Raw genomic sequence first — 21,243 nt, 5'->3', positions numbered from 1 at the left:
CCCATGGGATGGACGATCGTGATCGGAGCCGACGACGCGGGCTTCGAGTACAAGGAGGCCCTGCGAGACCTGCTCGACGCCGACCCGCGGGTGGAGCGGGTCGTCGATGTCGGCGTCACCGCCGGTGATGCCACGCCCTATCCCCGCGTCGCGGTGAAAGCCGCGACCATGGTGGCGCGAGGTGAGGCCGACCGTGCTCTCCTGATCTGCGGAACCGGTCTGGGCGTCGCGATCGCGGCCAACAAGGTGCGGGGCATCCGTGCTGTCACGGCCCACGACAGCTACTCCGTCGAGCGGTCGGTCAAGAGCAACAACGCCCAGGTCCTCACGCTCGGCGCGCGGGTCATCGGCCTCGAGCTGGCGAAGAAGCTCGTCCAGGAGTGGCTCGAGCACCGTTTCGACCCGGGTTCGGCATCCGCCGCGAAAGTCGGGTTGATCGATCACTATGAAGAGGAGTCCCGATGATCTCGAAGGCCGCCGTCGTCGGCTCCGGATACATGGGCGGTGGCATCGCCCAGGTGCTCGCCCTCGCCGGCAAGGAGGTCGTGCTCGCGGATGCGAGTGCTGCGCTCGCCGTCTCGAATCGCGAGCGGCTCATCCGCGAGGCGGGTGACTACGCGAAGCGGGGGATCTTCCCCCCGGCTGCCGCGGATCGGGTCGCAGACCGCATCTCGGCCGCCCCGTCGATCGAGGATGCCGTCGCCGACGTCGACTTCGTCGAGGAGGCCGTGCCCGAGATCCTGGAGCTCAAGCACGACACGCTGCGCCGCATCAGCGGATCGGCGCGCCCGGACGCCCTCATCGGGAGCAACACGTCGACGATCTCGATCGGAACCCTCGCGGAGGCGGTCGGCGGCGCCGAGCGCTTCCTCGGCGTGCACTTCAGCAATCCCGCCCCCTTCATCCCGGGCGTCGAGGTCATCCCGCACGCGACGACGGATCACGAGGCGGTGGACACCGTCGTGGGCCTCCTGCGCGAGTGCGGGAAGGTCGGGGTGCCGATCACCGACGTGACGGGCTTCGTGCTCAACCGGCTGCAGTACGCCCTCTTCGGCGAGGCGGCACGGCTGGTGGAAGAGGGCGTCGCAACCCCCGAGGCCGTCGACCTCATCGCTCGCACGACGTTCGGCTTCCGGCTGCCGTTCTTCGGGCCGTTCGCGATCGCCGACATCGCCGGTCTGGACGTGTACGACTTCTGCTACCGCTCGCTCCACGATGCGTACCCCGATCGGTTCACGGCGCCCGACGTGCTGCGCGAGCACGTGGAGCGCGGGGAGAAGGGCGTCAAGTCGGGCCGCGGCTTCCTGGCGACGCCCCCCGAGCGCGCGCCTGAGCTCACCGCGTACCGCGATGACGCCTATTCGGCGCTGTCGGCTCTGCTCCGCGAACTGGGTCCCGCTCCCGTCGATTACTGAGCCGCAAGTTTCGTCCGCGGGGGAGAAAATTCCTCTCCTCCCTTGACACGTGGTGAGCGCGGTGGGAAGGTAACTACAACGTTGCTCTACAACGTTGTAGACCCGAAGGAACACGAGCCGCTCCCGCGCGGCCCACGACACCCGGAACGGTCGCGCACCGACGAAGAAGTCCAGCAAACCGAAAGGAACTCCAGTGAAGACGAAGATTGTCCTTGCTGCGATCACGACGCTCGCTCTTGCGGGCGCCCTCGCCGCCTGCTCCGCCGGAGGAGACGGCGGTGCGAGCACGGGCGGCGGCGGAAACGCCGACGCCAACTGCTCGAACACCATCAAGAAGAAGGACGCCCCGATCGTCACGCTGTGGGCGTGGTACCCCAACTCGGAAGCCGTCGTCGACAACTTCAACGAGGAGCACGACGACGTCCAGGTCTGCTGGACGAATGCGGGCGCGGGCGGCGCCGAGTACGACAAGTTCCAGACGGCCATCTCGGCCGGCAGCGGCGCTCCGGACGTCGTCATGGTCGAGGCGGACCGCATCGCGCCCTTCCAGGTGCAGGACGCGCTCGTCGACCTCAAGGACCTCGGCTACGCCGACGTGAAGGACAACTTCAGCGAAGGCGCGTGGAAGGACGTCTCGGTCGGCGACGGCGTCTACGGCGCGCCGATCGACGGCGGCCCGATGGGCATGATCTACCGGAAGGACGTCTTCGACAAGTACGGCATCACTCCTCCCACCACGTGGCAGGAGTTCGAGGCCGCCGCGCAGAAGGTGAAGGACGCCGGGGGACCGAACTTCGCCAGCTTCGCCGCGAACCAGCCGGCCGAGGTCACCGCCCTGATGTACCAGAACGGCGCCGAGCCCTTCACCTACGACCCCTCGGACAAGGGAGAGATCGGCATCAACCTCAACAGCGACGAGGTCAAGGAGGTGCTCGACTACTGGGCCGGCCTCGTGAAGAAGGGCCTCGTCGGCACGGAGGACCAGTTCACTCCGGAGTACATCTCGGCCGTCATCGCCGGTGACTACGCGACGTACCTCTCGGCCGCGTGGGCGCCCGGCTACCTCCAGGGTGCCGGTGTCGGCGAGGGCGCAGACGCCGGCGTGTGGGCGACCGCCCCGATGCCGCAGTGGGATCCGGCCGACCCGGTCGCGATCAACTGGGGCGGCTCGGCGTTCTCTGTGACGAAGCAGGCGAAGGATCCCGAGCTCGCGGCGAAGGTCGCCTTCGGCGTCTACGCCGACAAGAAGTCGCTCGACGAGGGCTGGCAGAACCAGATCATCTTCCCGCTGAACCAGGACGTGCTGAAGTCCGAGGAGTTCCAGAACTACGAGGTGCCGTTCTTCGGCGGCCAGCAGGCCAACAAGGAGGTGTACGTGCCGGCGGCCAACGCCTACAAGGGCATGACGTACACGCCCATCGGCCAGTACTACTACTCGGCCCTCACCAAGCAGATCGCCGCCATCAACGACGGCAAGGTGACAGGCTCCGAGGCCGCTGACGCTCTGCAGAAGGACGTCGTGGCGTACGCGAAGGAGCAGGGGCTGACCGTCAAGGAGTGACCCGTGACCCGGGGGCCGGTCCGTCCTCGCGCGGACCGGCCCCCGGGCATCCCTTCACAGACCCGGAGAAATCATGACTGCCACCATCGACCGTCCGGTCACCTCGAAGCGTCGCAGCTCGACCGCCAGACGTCAGAATCTGACCGGCTGGGCTTTCGTCGCACCGTTCGGGATCATCTTCCTCGCGCTTCTCGTCGTCCCGATCGGCTACGCCTTCTATCTGAGCCTCTTCCAGAAGTCGCTCATCGGAGGGACGCGATTCGTCCTCTTCGGCAACTACGTCAAGGCGTTCAACGACCCCTCGTTCCTCAGCGGCGTGGGATTCGTGATCCGCTTCTCGCTGGTGCTCATCCCGCTGCAGATGGCCCTGTCGCTGGCGATCGCCCTGATGCTCGACATCATCATCACGCGCTTCGCCCGCTTCTCGCGCCTCATGATCTTCATGCCGTACGCGATCCCCACGGTCATCGGCGCCCTGATGTGGGGGTTCCTCTACAGCGACAACTTCGGTCCGCTTGCGGAGATCTTCGAAAGTTTCGGGCGCCAGGCGCCTGATTTCCTGAGCAGCAGCCTGATCTTCTACGGCTTGCTGAACATCGTGACGTGGCAGTGGGCGGGCTACTACATGATCATCATCTACGCCGCTCTGCAGGGCATCGATCCCACTCTCTACGAGGCGGCGCGCATCGACGGCGCCTCCCAATGGCAGATCATCTGGCGGATCAAGATCCCGCTGGTCGCTCCCGCACTCCTGCTGATCCTGGTGTTCGCCCTCATCGGAACCCTCCAGTTCTTCAACGAGCCCAAGATCCTGCAGCAGCTCGCCGCCGGGGCCATCCCCAACGACTTCACTCCGAACATGTACGCGTACCAGCAGGCCTTCTCGCTCGCGAACTCCAACTACGGCGCGGCGATCTCGTTCGCCCTCGGCGCCGTCGTCTTCGTCTGCGTGTACATCTTCCTGTTCGCGACCCGCAAGCGAGGGAGCTTCACGTCATGAGCGTCACCCCTGCCGAGCTCACGAGCACCCGCCGCAAGCCGCGGAGCCTCATCGAGCGACGGACCACTCCTCCCCAGCGCGGCCGCGTGCCGATGAACATCGTGCTCGCGCTGCTCGTGCTCTACTTCCTGATCCCGTTCTGGTGGCTCATCGTCAACAGCTCGAAGAGCTCGGCGGGCCTCTTCGGCGGCGGCAGCTCGCTCTGGTTCGCGGATGACATCAACTACCTCCAGAACCTGGTCGACCTGTTCACCTACAGCGGCGGCATCTACGCGCGCTGGCTCGCCAACTCGGCGCTGTACGCGATCGTCGGCGGAGTCGGTGCGACGGTGCTCGCCGTGCTGGCCGGCTACGGCTTCGCCAAGTACCAGTTCGCCGGTCGGCGATTCTCGTTCGCCATCCTGCTCGGCGCGGTCATGGTGCCCACGACGACGCTCGTCATCCCGACCTTCGTGCTGTTCGCGCAGGTGGGCTGGACGAACACGATCTGGGCTGTCATCTTCCCGACGCTGCTCAACCCGTTCGGCGTCTACCTCATGAACGTCTATGCGCGGGATGCCGTGCCCGACGAGCTGCTGGACGCGGCACGGGTCGACGGTGCGGGGGAGTTCCGCTCGTTCCTGGTGGTCGCGCTGCCCCTGCTGCGCCCCGCGATGGTGACCGTCCTGCTCCTTTCGGTCGTCGCCTCGTGGAACAACTACTTCCTCCCGCTCGTCATGCTCTCGGACAACCGGCTGTTCCCCGTGACCGTCGGAATCGGGCTGTGGCAGTCCACCGCCTCCACGTACGGCGCCGCAGGCGGCCAGAGCCTGTGGAGCATCATCATCCTCGGATCGCTCGTCTCGGTGATCCCGCTCATCATCGCGTTCCTCACGCTGCAGAAGTACTGGCGGGGCGGCCTCGCGATCGGAAGCCTCAAGTGACCTCATGACCCGACCCGCCCCTCGCCCCGTTCCGCACCGTCCCGAAAGAGAAGAATGATCCGAGCACACCTCACCATCGACCCGCACTTCACGGTCGGCCCGATCAACAGGCGCCTCTTCGGCTCCTTCGTCGAGCACCTGGGTCGCTGCGTCTACGACGGAATCTACGAGCCCTCGCATCCCACAGCCGACGCGGAGGGCTTCCGGACGGACGTCGTGGAGCTCGTGCGCGAGCTCGGCGTGTCGACCGTCCGCTACCCCGGAGGCAACTTCGTCTCGGGCTATCGCTGGGAGGACGGCGTCGGCCCGCGCGAAGAGCGACCCCGCCGGCTCGACCTGGCGTGGCACTCGACCGAGACCAACGAGATCGGCCTCGACGAGTTCGCGAGCTGGCTGAAGAAGGTCGACGGCGAGCTGATGTACGCCGTCAACCTCGGCACCCGGGGAGTCCTCGAGACTCTCGACGTCCTCGAGTACGCGAACCTGTCGTCCGGCACGCACTGGTCCGACAAGCGCATCGCCAACGGGCAGACCGAGCCCCACGACATCCGGATGTGGTGCCTGGGCAACGAGATGGACGGCCCGTGGCAGCTCGGTCACAGCACGGCGGAGGACTACGCGCAGCTCGCCGCGACGACCGCCGCCGCGATGCGGCAGATCGACCCCGAGCTCGAGCTCGTGGTGTGCGGCAGCTCGGGGGCGTCGATGCCCACGTTCGGCGAGTGGGAGCGCGTCGTGCTGGAGAAGACGTACGACAACGTCGACTTCATCTCGTGTCACGCCTACTACGAGCCGAAGGACGGCGACTACGCGAGCTTCCTCGCGTCGGGTGTGAACATGGACCGCTTCATCGAAGCCGTCGTCGCGACGGCCGATTCGGTGAAGGCGGTCGTCCGCAGCGACAAGACCATCAACATCTCGTTCGACGAATGGAACGTGTGGTACCAGTCGCGGTACAACGACGTCGACAAGATCACCGACGTCCAGTCCTGGCCCGTGGCACCCCGGCTGCTCGAGGACTCCTATTCGGTGGTGGATGCCGTCGTGTTCGGGAGCCTCATGATCTCGCTCATCCGGCACGCCGACCGCGTGACGTCCGCGAGCCTCGCGCAGCTCGTCAACGTCATCGCGCCGATCATGACCGAGCCGGGCGGCCCCGCATGGCGGCAGACGACCTTCTATCCGTTCTCCCTGACATCGCGACTCGCGCGGGGAACGGCGCTCGAGCTCAAGCTCGACAGCCCGACCTACGAGACGGCGGAGTACGGCGACGTGTCGCTCGTCGACGCCGTCGCGACCCACGATGACAACGGCACCACGATCTTCGCCGTGAACCGCAGCCTCACCGAGGAGGTCACGCTCGAGGTCGACACCCGCGCTCTCGCCGGCGTCTCCCGGGCCGAGGCGATCTCGCTCTTCGACGACGACATCCACGCCGCCAACACGCTCGACGACCAGGACCGGGTCTCGCCGAGGGAGAACGCGTCGGTGGAGATCGGCGAAGGGACCGTGAAGGTCACTCTGCCGCCGGTGTCGTGGACGGTGCTGACTCTCGCCTGAGGAGCGCACGGAGATGGCGCAGACCACGCGGGTGACACTCAAGGAGATCGCCGCTCAGACCGGCGTGTCGCTGACGACGATCTCGAAGGTGCTCAACGGCGCGGCCGACGTCTCCTCCTCGACGCGCGAGCTCGTCGAGGAGCACCTCCGCAAGAGCGGATACCGGCGCCGCACGAGCAAGCAGCGCCGGGAGTACATCGAGGTCGTGCTCCGGGAGCTCGACGGCGACTGGGCGCTGGCGATCATCGAGGGCGTGCGCGAGAGCGCCGCCGAGGTGGGGCTCGCGATCTCGCTGTCGGTCAGCGGCGACGAACGCGCGCCGGGACCCGAATGGCTGGATGCCGTCATCCGGCGAGGCCCGACGGGCATCATCCTCCTCTTCGCCGACATCCCACCGGACGGGAGGGCGACGCTCACGGCCCGCGGCATCCCGTTCGTCGTCATCGATCCCGCGGGCGATCCGGCTCCGGGAATCCCGTCCGTCGGATCGGCGAACTGGTCGGGCGGCGTCTCGGCGACGAGGCATCTCCTCGGGCTGGGTCACCGCCGCATCGCGGCGATCACGGGTCCCGAGCATGTGATGAGCGCGCTCGCCCGGCTCGACGGCTATCGCGCGGCGATGACGTCCGCCGGGCTCGAGGTCGATCCGCGGTGGGTCCGGTACGGCGATTTCCAGCGCGACGGCGGTGAGCGCCACGCGATGGAGCTCCTGCGCCTCCCCGATCCCCCGACGGCGATCTTCGCGGGCAACGACCTTCAGGCGCTCGGAGTCCTCCACGCGGCGTCAGCCCTCGGTGTCGCGGTGCCCGGCGATCTTTCGGTCGTCGGGTTCGACGATCTCGCGGCAGCCGGGCTGGCGAGCCCGCGTCTGACGACGATCCACCAGCCGCTGCGCGAGATGGCGGAGCAGGCGACGCGGCTCGTGCTGCGGATGCTGGACGGCTCCCCGCCCGAGGTGACGCGTGTCGAGCTTGCGACCTCGCTCGTCGTCCGCGATTCGACGGCCCCGCCGCGCGGGGCATGAAGAAGGCTGCCGGCGGGGGAGGAGAACCCCGCCGGCAGCCTCTTGTCGTCAGCGGCTGATCAGTCCAGCCAGTGGGTCAGGTTGGTGTTGATCTGCGTGGCGAGGGCCGTGAGCGTGGTCGCCTGGTCGGCGGTCACCTTGCCGTTCGCCGCGAAGGCCGCCACCTGGTCGGTGTAGCCCTGGAGCACCTCGAGCGCCTCCGCACTGTCGCCCTTCGCGATGAGCTTCAGCGTCTGGTCGAGCTTGACGGTGAGGGCGTTCTGGTTGCCCTTGTTCAGCCCGGTGGCCGCGACGCTGTTCTTCAGCTGCCCGATCTCGTCCTGGATGAACGCCTCGGGGTGCCAGAGGTAGTCGCGCGCCCACAGCGAGAACATCTCGTTCCAGGTGTTGAAGTCGTGCGCACCGGGGACGACGGCGTTCTCCGCGAACGAGAAGCGGTCGATATTGGCGACCGTGTTCGCGTTCGGAAGACCGAAGTCCCACGCCCCGCCCCCGAACAGGATGTACGGCGCCAGCAGATCGGCCGTGTTGACGTTCACGCTCGCTCCACCGCTCCAGGGTCCGTAGTACCCGAAGGCGTCGGCGTCGTAGTTGATGAGGTTCTGCGTGACGAAGCTGCCCGCGGACAGGCCCGCGAACGCCCGGTCGATCGGCTGCGTCGAGACGTTGTAGGTGGCCTCGACGAAGGGGATCACGACGTTGCGAAGGTTGGGGTAGCCCTGGTTCGCGGCACCGAGGTAGTTCGTGTTCGTCGTGATGACGACCGCGGGCTCCGTGGTGCCGTCGTCGAGCAGGTTGTCCATGATGACGGGGACGTTGCCCATGTTCATCCAGTCGGACTGGTCCTGGCCGCTGCCGTGCTGCATGTAGATCGTCTTGTACGGCTCCGCGCGGTTCGGGTCGTAGTCAGGCGGCAGGTAGACACCGATCGTGCGCGGGATGCCGTTCAGCGGCGCGAGCCCCGGGATCTGAACGTAGCTCCACGTGCCCTTCTCCGAGTCCGCGCGGGGCAGCTCGATCTGGCGGTCGGCGAGCGGCTGGTAGTTCTGCTTCGCGTCGTCGTACGGTACGAACACCTTGTTGAAGGCGCGACGGGCCGTTCCGGTGAGCCCGTCGGGGGCGAAGATCGGCGAGCTCGCCGGGTCAGCGACCCACAGATTGGTGTTGTTGTCGACGTAGAACCAGTACTGGTTCGCACCTGCGGCCAGCGGAACATCGACGACCCAGTAGCCGTTGCCGGCGTTCGTCATCTGCACGTCGAGCCCGCCGCCGCCTCGCATGAGGCCCGGCTTGTACTGCCCCGGCTGATAGACCGTGGTGTCGGTGCGGTCAGCCCAGTTGCGCAGCAGGACGTCGGCTGCGAACCGCACGCTCGTGGCGGTCGGGTTGTAGTACACGAAATGCCCCGTGTACCCCGTTGGCGAGTTCGGATCGGCCACGACGGTCGGTCCGGGCACCGGATCCGCGGCCTGAGCCGACAGCGGCACGGTGCCGAGCGCCATGATCGCCGCCAGTCCGAGGGCGGCGAGCGGCTTCACGAGCCGGCGGCTGCCATCGCCCGTGTCTTCTCCAGCGTGCCTTCTCCGTGGGAAAACGCTCATCTACTGTTCCTCCTTGAATAGCAGCCGAGCACCCCAGGCGGCCCGACATCGTCAGGCTAGCGACGGTTTACGACGTTGTAAAGAATTTCTTTACCACGTTGTAAAACACGCTGACCGAGACGCGCCGAGGGGATCCGCACGGTGCATGAGACAATGGATGCGGCGTGCCCGTGTTGTTCCCTTCGAATCGCGGCTCCTGTCTTCGACAGGCTCAGGAACCGATGTTCGCAAGGGCCGCCGGGCCTCTGGACAGCGTCCGCCGCTCGTTCGAAGGAGCATGAAACCCATGCAGAACACCGCGCCCGCACCGGAGGCCACGATGGCGGAGGCCCGCATCCAACAGCATCGCCGATACCTGATGTGCCGCCCCGAGCACTTCACGGTGAGCTACACGATCAACCCCTGGATGGAGCCCGCCAACCCGACCGACACGGCCCTCGCCGTCCGGCAGTGGCAGACGCTGTACGACACCTATCTCGCGCTCGGCCACGAGGTGCAGCTCATCGATCCGCTCGAGGGCCTGCCCGACATGGTCTACACGGCCAACGGCGGATTCGTCATCGACAACGTGGCGTACGGCGCGAAGTTCCGGTTCCAGGAGCGCGTGCCCGAAGGGCCGGCCTTCATGGACTGGTTCCGCGACAACGGCTTCGATGTCGTCGAGCCGCGCGAGGTCAACGAGGGCGAGGGCGACTTCCTGCTCGTCGGCGACACGATCCTCGCCGGCACGGGCTTCCGCTCGACGGGCGACAGCCACGCCGAGCTGCGCGACGTCTTCGGCAAGGAGGTCGTCTCGCTGACCCTCATCGACCCGCGGTTCTACCACCTCGACACGGCGATCGCCGTGCTCGACCCCGTGCAGGGCGAGGGCGGCGTCGAGCGCGCCAACATCGCCTATCTCGAGCACGCGTTCGACGAGCGCAGTCGGGGCATCCTCGCCGAGCGCTACCCCGACGCGATCCTCGTGTCCGACGCCGACGGCTCGGTGTTCGGCCTCAACTCCGCGAGCGACGGCCGCAACGTCATCATCTCGCCGCGCGCCAAGGGCTTCGAGGCGCAGCTGCGCGAGCGCGGCTACAACCCCGTGCTCGTCGACCTCTCCGAGCTTCTGCTCGGCGGCGGCGGCATCAAGTGCTGCACGCTCGAACTCCGACGCTGAAAGGCCGAGCCATGACCACCTCGCAGTCGCCGACGCTCGACACCTCGACGATCCGCGTCATCGGGTCGGAGGAGCAGCACGTCGCCCGCAACTACCACCCGCTTCCCGTCGTCATCGCGCGAGGGGAGGGCGCGTGGGTCACCGACGTCGAGGGCAAGCGCTACCTCGACCTGCTGTCGGCGTACTCCGCCCTCAACTTCGGCCACCGGCATCCCGCGCTCGTCGCCGCCGCCGAGGAGCAGCTCGGCCGGCTCACCCTCACGAGCCGCGCGTACCACAACGACCAGCTCGGCGGCTTCGCCGAGGCGCTCGCCCGACTCACCGGAAAAGACCTCGTGCTGCCCATGAACACGGGCGCCGAGGCCGTCGAGACGGGCCTGAAGGTGGCGCGCGCGTGGGCCTACCGGGTCAAGGGAGTGGCTCAGGATGCCGCGACCGTCGTCGTCGCGCACGGCAACTTCCACGGACGCACGACCACGATCGTCGGCTTCAGCGACGACCCGCAGTCGCGCGACGGGTTCGGCCCCTTCGCGCCCGGATTCGTGTCGGTGCCGTACGGCGACGCGGCCGCGATCGAGGCAGCGATCACGCCCGAGGCGGCGGCCGTGCTGATCGAGCCGATCCAGGGCGAGGCCGGCGTCGTCATCCCGCCTGCCGGCTACCTCGCCGCCGTGCGCGAGATCTGCACGAAGAACAACGTGCTCCTCATCGCCGACGAGATCCAGTCGGGGCTCGGCCGCGTGGGCGAGACGTTCGCGTGCGACCGGGAGGGCGTCGTGCCCGACCTCTATCTGCTCGGCAAGGCGCTGGGTGGCGGCATCCTGCCCCTCTCCGCCGTCGCGGCGAACGAGGACGTGCTGGGTGTCATCCGCCCGGGGGAGCACGGCTCGACCTTCGGCGGCAATCCGCTCGCGTCCGCCGTCGGGCGGCGCGTCGTCGAGCTGCTCGAGACCGGCGAGTTCCAGCGTCGGGCCAAGACGCTGGGCGAGCACCTCGAGGCGAAGCTCACCGAGCTCGTCGGGCACGGCGTGACGGGTGTGCGCGTCGCGGGCCTGTGGGCCGGCGTCGACATCGACCCCGCGCGGGGCACGGGACGCGAGGTCGCCGAGCGCCTGATCGGCCGCGGCGTGCTCGTCAAGGACACGCACGGCCAGACCATCCGCGTCGCGCCGCCGCTCGTCGTGCGCGCGACCGAGCTCGACTGGGCGATCGAGCAGCTCAAGGTCGTCCTCGAGGGCTGAGGCCGTCACGAGATCAGGACGAAGCGCCCAGATCAGGACCGGATCGGCCGATACGGCCTGATCAGAGGCGACCGTCCTGAACCGGTGACGGGGGCGTCAGGCGACGGTGACGTTGAGCTGCTGCCAGCCGGTCGCGCCGTCGGGCATGGGCCAGGCATCCTTCTCGGTCTGCGTCTCACCCATGGTGTTGGTCGCACGGCAGCGGATCGCGTGGTCGCCCTTCTCGGCCGTCCACGGGATCGACCACTGCACCCAGGTGTCGTCGGAGATCGCGGTCGCGAGCTGAGCCTCGCGCCACTCGCCGCCGTCGACCTGCACCTCGACCTTCGCGACGCCGACGTGCTGCTGCCACGCGACGCCGGCGATGACGGTGTCGCCCGGGCTCAGACCCTGATTGCGCTTGGGGACGTCGATGCGCGACTGCAGCTTGACGGGACCCTTCGGGGACCACCCCCGATCGGTCCAGTACGCCGACGCGTCGGCGAAGCGCGTCACCTCGAGCTCGGTGATCCACTTGGTCGCCGACACATAGCCGTAGAGGCCCGGCACGACCATCCGCACGGGGAACCCGTGCTCGGGCGGCAGCGGCTCGTCGTTCATGCCGACCGCGAGGATCGCGTTGCGCCCCGGCTCCATGAGCACCTCGAGCGGCGTCGACGCGGTGAAGCCGTCGATGGACACCGACAGCACCATGTCGGCGTCCGAGGCCGGACCCGCCCGCTTCAAGAGCTCCCGCACGGGGTAGCCGAGCCACTTCGCGTTGCCGATGAGGTCGCCGCCGACGGGGTTCGACACGCAGGTGAGCGTCGTCCAGCTCTCCTCGAGGGGGAGCGCCAGAAGCTCGTCCCAGGTGAGCACGACCTCTTCGTCGACGAGGCCATGGATGCGCAGGCTCCACGTCGCCGGGTCCACCTGCGGAACGATGAGGGCCGTGTCGATGCGGTAGAAGCTCGTGTTGGGCGTGACGACGGGCGAGATGCCGAGGACGTCGAGCTGCGCGCCGGCCGGCACGGGCGCCGCCGCGACCGCGGGCTTCGGCAGCTTGAGCGCCTTGCGCACGGCATCCACGGTGCTCGGCCCCGCCCGGAGGGCGGTCCCGACGACGACGGCGACGATGCCGACGGCGGCCGCCGACCCCGTCCAGACGAGGAACCGGCGCCGCGCAGCGTCGGCGGGCTCGGCGTCGCTCGCGAGCGCCGCTCGCCGCGCGAGCACGGTGAGGAACCGCACGGCCGCCGCGGCGACGGCGCCCGCCACGAGCGACGGCAGCCAGGAGAGCCCCGTCGCCTCGGCGCGCGTCATGGCGAGCACCGCGACGACGACCCCGATCGCGGCGAAGACCGTCGCGCCCCACCAGGGACGCCGAAGCTCCAGGATGCCGACCCCCGCCGACACGAGCAGCAGGACGATCGCGATCCCGACCAGGAGCGCGATCTTGTCGTTCGTGCCGAAGAGGGCGATGGCCGCGTCCTTGGCCCACGCGGGCGCCAGGTCGATGAGCACCCCGCCGACGACCGAGAAGGGGCTCGAGGGCGGCGCCAGAACGACCGCCAGCAGCTCGCCGACACCCTCGCCGAGGACGGCGGATGCCGCGCCCGCGGCCGCGCCCGCGAGTGCGGGAGCGCGCGATCCGGTGCGGGTCGCGGCATCCACCTCCTGCGTCATAGCGCGAGCCTAATCCCGGAAACACAGCGGCAACACGGCCCGGACTAGGCTCATCGGCATGGGTGATCTGTTCGACGGCTACGGCTCCACATTGGCCCCGCGCAAGACCCCTTCCGGGACGCCCGCGTTCGACGAGATGTTCGGCTCTCCCACCCACCCCGGGGCTCCCGTCGAGTCCCGTGACGCGTATCGCGAGCTGTACCAGGCGCTCGCGCAGATGACGCAGGAAGAGCTGCGCGGACGCACCGACTCGCTGGCCAGCTCGTACCTCGCGCAGGGCGTCACCTTCGACTTCGCGGGTGAGGAGCGGCCCTTCCCGCTCGACGCCGTGCCGCGCATCATCGAATACGACGAGTGGTCGCGCATCGAGGCGGGCGTCAAGCAGCGCGTGCGCGCGCTCGAGGCGTTCCTCGACGACGCCTACGGGCACCAGTACTGCGTGCGCGACGGCGTTCTGCCGGCCGGGCTCATCGCGTCGTCGCAGTACTTCTACCGCCAGGCAGCCGGCATCCACGCGGCGAACGGCGTGCGCATCCAGGTGTCCGGGATCGACCTCATCCGCGACGAGCACGGCGAGATGCGCGTGCTCGAAGACAACGTGCGCGTGCCGTCGGGCGTGAGCTACGTCATCTCCAACCGCCGCGTCATGGCGCAGACGCTCCCCGAGCTCTTCGTCTCGATGCGCGTGCGGCCCGTCGGCGACTACCCCAACAAGCTCCTCGCGGCGCTGCGCGCCTCGGCGCCCGCGGGCATCGACGACCCCAACGTCGTCGTGCTGACCCCAGGCGTCTACAACTCCGCCTACTTCGAGCACACGCTCCTCGCGCGGCTCATGGGCGTCGAGCTCGTCGAGGGCCGCGACCTCCTGTGCGTCGGCGGCAAGGTGTTCATGCGCACGACGCGCGGTCCCAAGCGGGTCGACGTCATCTACCGGCGCGTCGACGACGACTTCCTCGATCCGCTGCAGTTCCGCGCCGACTCGATGCTCGGCGCCCCCGGCCTCATGCTCGCCGCGCGGCTCGGCAACGTCACGATCGCCAATGCGGTCGGCAACGGCGTCGCCGACGACAAGCTGCTCTACACCTACGTGCCCGACCTCATCCGCTACTACCTCGCCGAGGAGCCGATCCTCAAGAACGTCGACACGTGGCGGCTCGAGGATCCGGGGGCGCTGGAAGAGGTGCTCGACCGGCTCGACGAGCTCGTCGTGAAACCCGTCGACGGGTCGGGCGGCAAGGGACTGGTCGTCGGACCGGATGCCTCACCCGCCGAGCTCGAGAAGCTCCGGCAGCGGCTGCTCGGCGACCCCCGCGGCTGGATCGCACAGCCCGTCGTCATGCTCTCCACCATCCCGACGCTCGTCGAGGACGGGATGCGCCCGCGGCACGCCGACCTGCGGCCCTTCGCGGTCAACGACGGCGAGGATATCTGGGTGCTCCCCGGCGGACTCACGCGCGTCGCGCTTCCCGAGGGCCAGCTCGTCGTCAACTCGAGCCAGGGCGGCGGGTCGAAGGACACGTGGATCGTCGGCGGCTCGGCCCCCGGGCACGTCGAGTACGGACAGGGCCAGGGCCTCCCTGGTCTCGTCGCCGATCAGGCGGCCACCATCACGGCGGCGATCCCCATCATCTACGACGGCCAGCCCGCGGTGGCGCACTCGCCGCAGGACCGCCCCCGCTCCCGCGTCGAGCAGCAGGAGCAGCAGCAGCAGCAGGGTCCGAGCGGTATGACCCAGACGATGGGCGGGATGACGCAGACGATGACGTTCGGGCGTTCGGTGTCCGACCCCTCGACAAGCTCGGGGACCGACGCGGAGGCTGGGCCGTGCTGAGCCGGATCGCTGAGTCGCTGTTCTGGATCGGGCGGTACATCGAGCGGTCCGACGGCACCGCACGCATCCTCGACGTGCACCTTCAGCTGCTGCTGGAGGACCCGTGGATCGATGAGGACACCGCCTGCCGCTCGCTCCTCGCCGTGATGGGGTCGTTCCCCTCGGCGCAGGTCGAGAAGGTCTCGCGCGACGACGTGCTCGCGCGCCTCGCTGTCGACCGCATGAACCCGTCGAGCATCGCCTACTCGCTCACCGCGGCGCGCGAGAACGCCCGCCGGGCGCGGGAGATCGTCAGCACCGAGCTGTGGGAGTGCCTCAACACAACGAACTCGCGCATGCCGCGGCGGCTGCAGACCGAGAAGGTGCACGAGTTCTTCCAGTGGGTGCGCGAGCGCGCCGCGCTCGCCGTGGGGATCGTCGACTCCTCGACGAGCCGCGACGAGGCGTGGCAGTTCTTCACGCTCGGACGCAGCATCGAGCGGGCCGACATGACGGCACGCCTCCTCGCGACGCGGTCGCTGACCGAGGCATCCGGACCCTCCTGGACGACCATCCTGCGATCGTGCGGCGCGTACGAGGCCTACCTCCGCACCTACCGCGGCATGCCGAGCGCCCGCAACGCGGCGGAGTTCCTGCTCCTCGACCGTCTCTTCCCGCGCTCGATCATCTACTCGATCCAGCGCGCGGAGGACTGCATGAGTGCGATCGACCCCCGCGCCGACCGGGTCGGGCACTCGAACACCGTCCTGCGCGCACTCGGGCAGATCCGCAACGACCTCGAGTACCGGCCCATCGGCGAGATCCTGGGCGAGCTGCCGCAGCACATGGACCGCGTGCAGAAGGTCACGCGCGAGGCATCCGAGGCCATCCGCTCGAGGTTCTTCCCGACGCAGGCCGAGCCCAGCTGGATCGGAGAGATCTCATGACGGTTCTTGCGGTTCCTGAGCTCGTCGAAGGGCACCGACCGGGCAGCGCCCCCCGCACGCGGGGAGGGCGCCCATGAAGCGTCTCCGCATCGAACACGCGACGGGCTTCTCGTATCAGGGCGACGTGTCGGCCTCGTACAACGAGGCGCGGATGCTGCCGGGCTCGACCGACAGCCAGTTCGTGCTGAGCTCGGCCCTCGAGATCGACCCGTCGACGTCGGTCAACCAATACGTCGACTACTTCGGCACGCGCGTCGCCGCGTTCGACGTGCTGTCGCCTCACGCCGAGCTGAAGATCACCGCCCGCTCGCTCGTCGAGGTGCGCCCCCGGCCCATCGAGCACATCGACCTCACGTGGGACCGTCTCGCGCGCGAGGTCGGACGCTCGCTCGAGACGGTCGAGCAGCTCGGCACGACCGCGCGCACGAGGCCGCACCCCGAGGTGGCCGACATCGCCCGCACGATCGCGGCGCAGCACGACCACCCCGGTCGCGCGGCGCACGCCATCTCGGCCGCGATCGGCGACGCCGTCGAGTACATGCACGGCATCACGGGGGTGCACTCCACCGCGAGCGAGGCGTGGGAGGCGCGCAAGGGCGTCTGCCAGGACATCGCGCACATCACGCTCGGCGCACTGCGCGAGGTCGGCATCCCGGCCCGCTACGTCTCGGGGTATCTGCACCCGAAGGCGAACGCGGAGGTCGGCCAGGCGGTCACGGGCGAGTCGCACGCGTGGGTGGAGTGGTTCGCCGGGGACTGGCAGGGCTTCGACCCGACGAACAACATCGAGATCGGCGACCGCCACGTGCTCGTCGGCCGCGGACGGGACTACAACGACGTCCCGCCGCTGCGCGGCGTGTACGCCGGCCCGTTCAAGAGCCACCTGCACGTGAAGGTGACGATCACGCGCGAGGCGTAAGCGCGCGAAGTTCGGAGAATCGCACCTAGTTCGGAGGATCGGAGACGGATGCTCCGACATCCGTGAGATTCTCCGAACCCTGTGACGGCTCGTCCTCGTCTCGGCGGCGGCCGCCGCCGAGCGACAGCGTCGCGGCGAGGCCCAGCACGAGGAAGCCCGCCGCGGCGAACGTCGCGTAGCGCGTGCCCTCCGAGAACGCGGCCTTGGCATCGTCGGCGAGCGCCTCGGTCTGCGGCGACTCCGCGAGCCCCGCGATCGCGCCGCCGGCGCTGTCGACGACCGCTGAGACGACCTGGTCGCGCTGCTCGGCGGGGAGGCCGCGGTCGTCGAGCTTCGCCGTGAGCACGGACGCGGTCGTCGAGAAGAGGATCGTGCCGAGGATCGCGATGCCGAGAGCCGCTCCGAGCTGGCGCGCCGTCGACTGCGTGCCCGAGGCCTGGCCGCCCTCGGTCACCGGCACGTCGACGAGCACGACACCGGTGAGCTGTGCCGTCGCGAGGCCCACGCCGAAGCCGTAGACGAAGAGCGCGGGGACGAGCGGCACCCACGAGGCATCCGGAGCGATCGCGAACCCGACCCCCACGATGCCGATGATCTCGGCGACGATGCCGGCGCGGACGATCCACACCGGTGCGACGCGACCGCTGAAGACCCCCGCGAATCCGCTCGCGACGAAGGAGCCGATCGCGAGGGAGAGGAGGATGAAGCCGGTCTGGAGTGCGTCGAAGCCGAGCACGAACTGCAGCCACAGGGGGAGCGCGAGGATGAGGCCGAACTCGCCGAGGGAGACGATCATCGCGGCGATGTTGCCGTTGCGGAACGAGGGGATGCGGAAAAGGCCGAACGCGATGATCGTCGAGCGGCCGATCCGGCGACGGTGCAGCCCCCACGCGATGAAGGCGACGACGCCGAGCGCGGCGATGGCGAAGGCGATGGGGATCGGTGAGAGCTCGAACGGCCATTCCCAGTCGCCGATCGTCAGCTTCTCATCGGTGAGCCACCACCCGTAGGTGCGGCCCTCGATGAGGGCGAACACGAGCGAAGCCATCGTCACGATCGAGAGCAGGCCGCCGACGGCGTCGACGCGCGCCGCCTCGCCGCGGGACTCGTCGACCGTCAGCAGGACGCCGACGATGATCAGGATGCCGAGCGGGACGTTGATGAGGAACGCCCAGTGCCACGAGAACGCCGTCGTCAGCCAGCCGCCGAGCAGCGGGCCGACGGCCGCCATGCCGCCGATCGTCGATCCCCACACGGCGAACGCGATGCCGCGCTCGCGGCCCCGGAAGGTCGCGTTCAGCAGCGAGAGCGTCGTCGGGAGGATCATCGCACCGCCGACGCCCTGCACGAAGCGCGCCGCGATCAGCGCTTCGCCGGACGGGGCCATCGCCGCGCCGACGGAGGCGAGCGTGAAGATCACGACGCCGATGAGCAGCATCCGTCGTCGTCCGACGCGATCCGCGATGCTGCCGAACACGAGCAGCAGCGACGCGAAGACGAGGGTGTACGCCTCCTGCACCCACTGCACCTCGGTCGAGGTGATTCCGAGGTCGTCGACGATCGAGGGGATCGCGACGTTGACGATCGTCGAGTCGACGATGATCAGCGCGACGGCGACGCTGATGAAGACGAGGCCCGCCCAGCGGCGACGGCTCGAGGAATCCGACATATCGCTAGCTTATCTAGCAATATGTCGCGCGCAACCCTTGGGCTCAGGCCGGGGGAGCGTCGGGGTCGAGCGTCTTGAGCGTGTCCTCCTCAGCGGGGTTGTCCGCTTCGAGCTGCTCCTCGGTCGTGCGGTCGCCGCCCGTCGGCGCCTCGCCGGTGGGTTCGTCGTCGACAGAGCCGCCGTCTCCGCTCGGGGAGTTGTCGGCCGCGAGCTGGTCGGTGCCGGTCGGCGGCTCTTCGACGGGGTCGTTGTTGGCGCGTGCGTCATCCATGGCCCGACCGTAGAGGGAGGGGCGGACATCGGTCACGGGATTGACAGGATGCCGGGCTCCTGCCCGCCGGGTCTCAGAGCCCGGCGACGATCGCGTTGTCGAGCTCGTCGGGATTCGCAGGGCTCTCGGCGGTGTTGGTGAGCAGGACCCACGCGACACCGGCCGTCGGATGCACCCAGAACTCCGTGCCCGACCACCCGGCATGCCCGAAGACGTCCCGGTCGATGAGGCTGGGAGCCCGGGTGCGGAGGTTCCAGGCGAAGCCCCAGTCCTGACCGGCCTCGGCGGGATAGGGGTCGAGGCGGGGGATGTCGCCCGTGAACGGGCGGAGCATCATCGCGAGCGTCATGGGCTGGACGACGGAGCCGTCGTTGCGCAGCAGCGCGCTGCCGAGGGCCAGGAGATCCGACGCGCGGCCGAGGAGGCCCGCGCCGGGGTTGCGGTTGGCGACGAAGGCGTCGATGTCGAGACCGGCCTCCGCCGCGTCGACGACGAGATGTGGATCGGATGCCTCGTCGAGCGTCAGTCCGTCGGCGCCGATGCCGTCCGCCCAGTCGGCGATGGCGGCATCCCATTCCCGTCCCGTCGCGTGCGTGACGAGCTCGGCGACGCCCTGGAAGGCGATGGTCGAGTAGCGCGAGACCGTGCCGGCGGCGAAGTCGCGGCCGTGCGCGCGGAGCAGTTCGGGCAGCCCCGGGGCATCCATCGGAGGCTCGGGGATGCCTGCCGTGTGGCTCACGAGGTGCCGAAGACGCACGACGTCCTCGCGGTCGCCGAACTCGGGCACGACCGATGCGAGCGGCGTCCCGATGCCGAGGAGCCCGCGCTCGACGGCGCGGGCCGCGGCGAGGCCGAGGAGCGGCTTCGTGATCGAGAAGAGGCGGTAGTGGTCGTCGGTCTTCGCGGGGCGGCCGTTCGTCGCGCCGAACGCGTCGAGCGCGACGACGCCGTCGGCGGTGGCGATGCCGAGGACGGCGGTCGGGAGCCGCCCCGCGTCGACATGCCGGCGGGCCCAGTCGAACGCGGCGGAGTAGGAGGAGGTCATCGCTTCGGATCGTACCGGCGCGGCGCGTGGGTGCGCGCGACCAGGTCGCGGAGCGCCTCGAGCGAGCCCGTGACGAGGCCCGCGGCGCGCGCCTGCACGAGCACGTTGCCGAGCGCGGTCGCCTCGACCGGACCGGCGAGCACGGGCAGCCCCGAGCGGTCGGCCGTGCGCTGGCAGAGCAGCTCATTGAGCGCGCCGCCGCCGACGATGTGGATCGTGCGCACGTCGACGCCGCCGATGCGACCAGCTTCGACGGATGCCTCGGCGAACGCCTGCGCGAGCGACTCGACGATCGATCGGGCGTACTCCGCGCGGGTGCGGGGGGCGGCGACGCCGTGCTCGGCGCACCACGCGTCGATGCGCGCCGGCATGTCGCCCGGCGGCAGGAAGCGCGCGTCGTTGACGTCGAAGACCGGCACCTCGGCGGTGACCTCCTCGGCGGAGTCGAGGAGGGTCGGCAGGTCGATGGGGTGACCCTGCCGCTCCCACGTGCGGACAGCCTCGCTCAGCACCCACAGGCCCATGACGTTGTGCAGCAGGCGCACGCGCCCGTCGACGCCGCCCTCGTTCGTGAAGTTCGCCGCGCGGGCCTCCGGCGTGAGGACGAGGCGCTCCACCTCGACGCCGACGAGGCCCCACGTGCCGCACGAGATGTACGCGGCGGCATCCGCCTGCATCGGCACCGCGACGACGGCCGACGCGGTGTCGTGCGAGCCGACCGCCGTGACCGACGTGCCCGGGCCGGCGCCGATCGAGGCGGCGACCTCTGGCAGCAGCGCGCCGAGGCGCTCGCCCGGGGCGATGAGCGGAGGCAGGATGCCGCGCGGCGGGCCGAGCGCCGCGATGAGGTCGTCGTTCCAGGCGCCCTCGCGGAAGAGCCCCGTCGTCGAGGCGTTCGTCTGCTCGGCACGTGCCTCGCCCGTGAGCCAGTACCCGACGAGGTCGGGGATGAGAAGGGCCGTGTCGGCGAACTCGAGCACGTCGCGGGGCTCCGCGGCGAACTGGTACAGCGTGTTGAAGGGGAGGAACTGCAGGCCGTTGCGCTCGTAGAGCGCGGAGTGCGGCATCCGCTCGTGCACTCTGTCGACGCCGAGAGCCGTGCGGGCGTCGCGGTAGTGGAACGGATCGCCGAGCAGGCGCCCGCCGCGCAGGAGGCCGTAGTCGACCGCCCAGGCGTCGACGCCGATGCTCGCGATGCCCGGCTCGGCGCGGAACGCCTCGCGGAGCCCCTTCACCGCTGCGCCGTAGAGCGACAGGATGTCCCAGTGCAGTCCGTCGGCGATCTGCACGGGGTCGTTGACGAACCGGGCGACCGGCGTCGCCTCGAGCGTGTCCGGGCCGACGTGGCCGACGATGACCCGGCCGCTCGTCGCGCCGAGGTCGATCGCCGCGACGGCGCCGGCGCTCATCGGAGACCCCGCTGGTTCAGTGTC

At 69.3% G+C, this 21,243-nt stretch carries 18 protein-coding genes; 12 read left to right on the top strand and 6 right to left on the bottom strand.

Going from position 1 to position 21,243, the window contains the following annotated elements; translation table 11 throughout:
• The first annotated feature begins 3 nt into the window (after positions 1-3).
• The 7 genes from AAIB33_RS14230 to AAIB33_RS14200 all read left to right on the top strand — a co-directional run bounded on the left by AAIB33_RS14230 (position 4) and on the right by AAIB33_RS14200 (position 7,483).
• Positions 4-465 carry a ribose-5-phosphate isomerase gene (locus AAIB33_RS14230; protein WP_345800618.1) on the top strand — a complete coding sequence of 154 codons (462 nt, stop codon included), beginning with the start codon at positions 4-6 and terminating at the stop codon, positions 463-465.
• Positions 462-1,415 (top strand): 3-hydroxyacyl-CoA dehydrogenase family protein, encoded by a 954-nt coding sequence (locus AAIB33_RS14225; RefSeq protein WP_345800617.1) that lies wholly within the window; start codon positions 462-464, stop codon positions 1,413-1,415. The genes AAIB33_RS14230 and AAIB33_RS14225 overlap by 4 nt, the downstream gene beginning before the upstream one ends.
• A gap of 193 nt (positions 1,416-1,608) precedes the next feature.
• Positions 1,609-2,976 carry an extracellular solute-binding protein gene (locus AAIB33_RS14220; RefSeq protein ID WP_345800616.1) on the top strand — a complete coding sequence of 456 codons (1,368 nt, stop codon included), beginning with the start codon at positions 1,609-1,611 and terminating at the stop codon, positions 2,974-2,976.
• A gap of 73 nt (positions 2,977-3,049) precedes the next feature.
• A complete protein-coding gene (locus AAIB33_RS14215; RefSeq protein ID WP_345800615.1) occupies positions 3,050-3,976 on the top strand; it encodes a sugar ABC transporter permease in 927 nt (308 codons plus the stop codon).
• Complete coding sequence (locus AAIB33_RS14210) at positions 3,973-4,899, top strand: carbohydrate ABC transporter permease (RefSeq protein WP_345800614.1); 927 nt, start codon at positions 3,973-3,975, stop codon at positions 4,897-4,899. Before AAIB33_RS14215 ends, AAIB33_RS14210 begins: the two co-directional genes overlap by 4 nt.
• 54 nt (positions 4,900-4,953) lie before the next feature.
• Complete coding sequence (locus tag AAIB33_RS14205) at positions 4,954-6,459, top strand: alpha-N-arabinofuranosidase (protein WP_345800613.1); 1,506 nt, start codon at positions 4,954-4,956, stop codon at positions 6,457-6,459.
• Between the two features lie 13 nt (positions 6,460-6,472).
• Positions 6,473-7,483 (top strand): LacI family DNA-binding transcriptional regulator, encoded by a 1,011-nt coding sequence (locus tag AAIB33_RS14200; RefSeq protein ID WP_345800612.1) that lies wholly within the window; start codon positions 6,473-6,475, stop codon positions 7,481-7,483.
• A 59-nt stretch (positions 7,484-7,542) separates the two neighbouring features.
• Here AAIB33_RS14200 and AAIB33_RS14195 read toward each other — a convergent pair whose 3' ends face one another.
• Positions 7,543-9,084 carry an alpha/beta hydrolase-fold protein gene (locus AAIB33_RS14195; RefSeq protein WP_345800611.1) on the bottom strand — a complete coding sequence of 514 codons (1,542 nt, stop codon included), beginning with the start codon at positions 9,082-9,084 and terminating at the stop codon, positions 7,543-7,545.
• 286 nt (positions 9,085-9,370) lie between these two features.
• On the opposite strand from AAIB33_RS14195, the gene ddaH reads away from it, so the two are divergent.
• On the top strand, positions 9,371-10,243 hold the full coding sequence (gene ddaH / locus AAIB33_RS14190; RefSeq protein ID WP_345800610.1) for a dimethylargininase: 873 nt from the start codon (positions 9,371-9,373) through the stop codon (positions 10,241-10,243).
• Between the two features lie 11 nt (positions 10,244-10,254).
• Entirely contained in the window at positions 10,255-11,484 is a 1,230-nt protein-coding gene (gene rocD, locus AAIB33_RS14185) for an ornithine--oxo-acid transaminase (RefSeq protein ID WP_345800609.1), read from the top strand.
• 96 nt (positions 11,485-11,580) lie between these two features.
• Here the strand turns inward: rocD and AAIB33_RS14180 are convergent, their stop codons facing one another.
• On the bottom strand, positions 11,581-13,149 hold the full coding sequence (locus AAIB33_RS14180) for a molybdopterin-dependent oxidoreductase (protein WP_345800608.1): 1,569 nt from the start codon (positions 13,147-13,149) through the stop codon (positions 11,581-11,583).
• 58 nt (positions 13,150-13,207) lie between these two features.
• Here AAIB33_RS14180 and AAIB33_RS14175 point away from each other — a divergent pair, with 58 nt between their 5' ends.
• The 3 genes from AAIB33_RS14175 (at position 13,208) to AAIB33_RS14165 (ending at position 16,825) form a co-directional block, all read left to right on the top strand.
• Positions 13,208-14,980, top strand: coding sequence for a circularly permuted type 2 ATP-grasp protein (locus AAIB33_RS14175; protein WP_345800607.1), 1,773 nt, complete (start codon positions 13,208-13,210; stop codon positions 14,978-14,980).
• Positions 14,974-15,906 carry an alpha-E domain-containing protein gene (locus tag AAIB33_RS14170; RefSeq protein WP_345800606.1) on the top strand — a complete coding sequence of 311 codons (933 nt, stop codon included), beginning with the start codon at positions 14,974-14,976 and terminating at the stop codon, positions 15,904-15,906. The genes AAIB33_RS14175 and AAIB33_RS14170 overlap by 7 nt, the downstream gene beginning before the upstream one ends.
• Before the next feature lie 73 nt (positions 15,907-15,979).
• Positions 15,980-16,825 (top strand): transglutaminase family protein, encoded by an 846-nt coding sequence (locus AAIB33_RS14165; RefSeq protein ID WP_345800605.1) that lies wholly within the window; start codon positions 15,980-15,982, stop codon positions 16,823-16,825.
• Between the two features lie 25 nt (positions 16,826-16,850).
• Here AAIB33_RS14165 and AAIB33_RS14160 read toward each other — a convergent pair whose 3' ends face one another.
• From AAIB33_RS14160 to AAIB33_RS14145, 4 genes are all read right to left on the bottom strand, one after another.
• A complete protein-coding gene (locus tag AAIB33_RS14160) occupies positions 16,851-18,494 on the bottom strand; it encodes a DHA2 family efflux MFS transporter permease subunit (RefSeq protein WP_345800604.1) in 1,644 nt (547 codons plus the stop codon).
• Positions 18,495-18,537: 43 nt separating this feature from the next.
• Positions 18,538-18,765, bottom strand: a complete 228-nt coding sequence (locus AAIB33_RS14155) for a hypothetical protein (RefSeq protein ID WP_345800603.1) — start codon at positions 18,763-18,765, stop codon at positions 18,538-18,540.
• 73 nt (positions 18,766-18,838) lie between these two features.
• Positions 18,839-19,810 carry a serine hydrolase domain-containing protein gene (locus AAIB33_RS14150; protein ID WP_345800602.1) on the bottom strand — a complete coding sequence of 324 codons (972 nt, stop codon included), beginning with the start codon at positions 19,808-19,810 and terminating at the stop codon, positions 18,839-18,841.
• Complete coding sequence (locus AAIB33_RS14145) at positions 19,807-21,219, bottom strand: rhamnulokinase family protein (protein WP_345800601.1); 1,413 nt, start codon at positions 21,217-21,219, stop codon at positions 19,807-19,809. Before AAIB33_RS14145 ends, AAIB33_RS14150 begins: the two co-directional genes overlap by 4 nt.
• Positions 21,220-21,243: the final 24 nt, after the last annotated feature.

This window comes from Microbacterium sp. AZCO (assembly GCF_039614715.1).
In the GTDB taxonomy this organism is placed as follows: Bacteria; Actinomycetota; Actinomycetes; order Actinomycetales; family Microbacteriaceae; genus Microbacterium.
Note: the sequence above shows the minus strand (reverse complement) of the source record. Positions and strands in the feature narration are given on the sequence as shown.

Excerpts from the sequence above, each read along its gene's own strand:
- ddaH (WP_345800610.1), top strand. The coding sequence starts at position 9,371 with ATGCAGAACACCGCGCCCGCACCGGAGGCCACGATGGCGGAGGCCCGC.
- AAIB33_RS14225 (WP_345800617.1), top strand. The coding sequence starts at position 462 with ATGATCTCGAAGGCCGCCGTCGTCGGCTCCGGATACATGGGCGGTGGC.
- AAIB33_RS14150 (WP_345800602.1), bottom strand. The coding sequence starts at position 19,810 with ATGACCTCCTCCTACTCCGCCGCGTTCGACTGGGCCCGCCGGCATGTC.
- AAIB33_RS14230 (WP_345800618.1), top strand. The coding sequence starts at position 4 with ATGGGATGGACGATCGTGATCGGAGCCGACGACGCGGGCTTCGAGTAC.
- AAIB33_RS14165 (WP_345800605.1), top strand. The coding sequence starts at position 15,980 with ATGAAGCGTCTCCGCATCGAACACGCGACGGGCTTCTCGTATCAGGGC.
- AAIB33_RS14175 (WP_345800607.1), top strand. The coding sequence starts at position 13,208 with ATGGGTGATCTGTTCGACGGCTACGGCTCCACATTGGCCCCGCGCAAG.
- AAIB33_RS14160 (WP_345800604.1), bottom strand. The coding sequence starts at position 18,494 with ATGTCGGATTCCTCGAGCCGTCGCCGCTGGGCGGGCCTCGTCTTCATC.
- AAIB33_RS14145 (WP_345800601.1), bottom strand. The coding sequence starts at position 21,219 with ATGAGCGCCGGCGCCGTCGCGGCGATCGACCTCGGCGCGACGAGCGGC.
- AAIB33_RS14210 (WP_345800614.1), top strand. The coding sequence starts at position 3,973 with ATGAGCGTCACCCCTGCCGAGCTCACGAGCACCCGCCGCAAGCCGCGG.
- AAIB33_RS14205 (WP_345800613.1), top strand. The coding sequence starts at position 4,954 with ATGATCCGAGCACACCTCACCATCGACCCGCACTTCACGGTCGGCCCG.
- AAIB33_RS14215 (WP_345800615.1), top strand. The coding sequence starts at position 3,050 with ATGACTGCCACCATCGACCGTCCGGTCACCTCGAAGCGTCGCAGCTCG.
- AAIB33_RS14155 (WP_345800603.1), bottom strand. The coding sequence starts at position 18,765 with ATGGATGACGCACGCGCCAACAACGACCCCGTCGAAGAGCCGCCGACC.
- AAIB33_RS14180 (WP_345800608.1), bottom strand. The coding sequence starts at position 13,149 with ATGACGCAGGAGGTGGATGCCGCGACCCGCACCGGATCGCGCGCTCCC.
- rocD (WP_345800609.1), top strand. The coding sequence starts at position 10,255 with ATGACCACCTCGCAGTCGCCGACGCTCGACACCTCGACGATCCGCGTC.
- AAIB33_RS14195 (WP_345800611.1), bottom strand. The coding sequence starts at position 9,084 with ATGAGCGTTTTCCCACGGAGAAGGCACGCTGGAGAAGACACGGGCGAT.
- AAIB33_RS14200 (WP_345800612.1), top strand. The coding sequence starts at position 6,473 with ATGGCGCAGACCACGCGGGTGACACTCAAGGAGATCGCCGCTCAGACC.